The organism is Synechococcus sp. R6-10 (assembly GCF_047461815.1).
Taxonomy (GTDB): domain Bacteria; phylum Cyanobacteriota; class Cyanobacteriia; order Thermostichales; family Thermostichaceae; genus Thermostichus.
Window position 1 is genome coordinate 1 of record NZ_JANSHW010000646.1, and the last position, 652, is coordinate 652.

The following is a 652-nucleotide window of genomic DNA, read 5'->3' on the forward strand; positions in this document are numbered from 1 at the left end:
ATCAGGCGTCGCCTGTGTTAGGTGTCGGCGAGGATAGCGTCTACCTGCTCTGCAAGCTCTGGAACCTTGTTGGACACGATGTCCCACACAATCTGCAAGTTGACATTTGCGTAGTCGTGGATGAGAATATCGCGCAGCCCTGCAATCTTGCGCCATGCCACTTGTGGATACTTGCGTCGGACAGCGTTCGGGATACGCTTGGCGGCTTCGCTAATCACCTCCAAGTTGCGGATTACGGCGTCAATCCGTATATCGTCCTGCACAAACTGCTCGTAGGTCACGCCCTGAGTGTAGCGAATAATCCGCTGGGCGTGCTTGAGCATGTCTTGAAGATAAAGGCGGTAGTCCTTCTCAGAGTCAGACATCAACTGCCTCCCGCAGGATGGATGCCCGCAACTCGGGACGCAGGGCGTCTATCATCACCAAGTCTACTCGTCGCCGTAGGACGCGCTGCAAGTAGAACTTGAGTTCCATATAGTTGTCGAAGGTGACCCCACCAGGCTCGAACTCGACCAGAATGTCGACATCACTACGCTTACGCGCCGTGCCGCGAGCGTGCGAGCCGAACACCGCCAGCCGAGCCACGCGAAACCGTCGGCGCAGGGTGTCGCGGCGATGCAACAGTTGCTCGCGAATTGTCTCCAGCGTCGGA

Annotated in this window: 2 protein-coding genes; both read right to left on the minus strand. The window is 57.2% G+C overall.

Going from position 1 to position 652, the window contains the following annotated elements:
• Positions 1-17: 17 nt before the first annotated feature.
• Complete coding sequence (locus NW837_RS14920) at positions 18-365, minus strand: DUF86 domain-containing protein (protein ID WP_414332375.1); 348 nt, start codon at positions 363-365, stop codon at positions 18-20.
• On the minus strand, positions 358-652 hold a 295-nt coding region (locus NW837_RS14925; RefSeq protein WP_414332377.1), incomplete at its 5' end, for a nucleotidyltransferase family protein. The genes NW837_RS14925 and NW837_RS14920, both read right to left, overlap by 8 nt.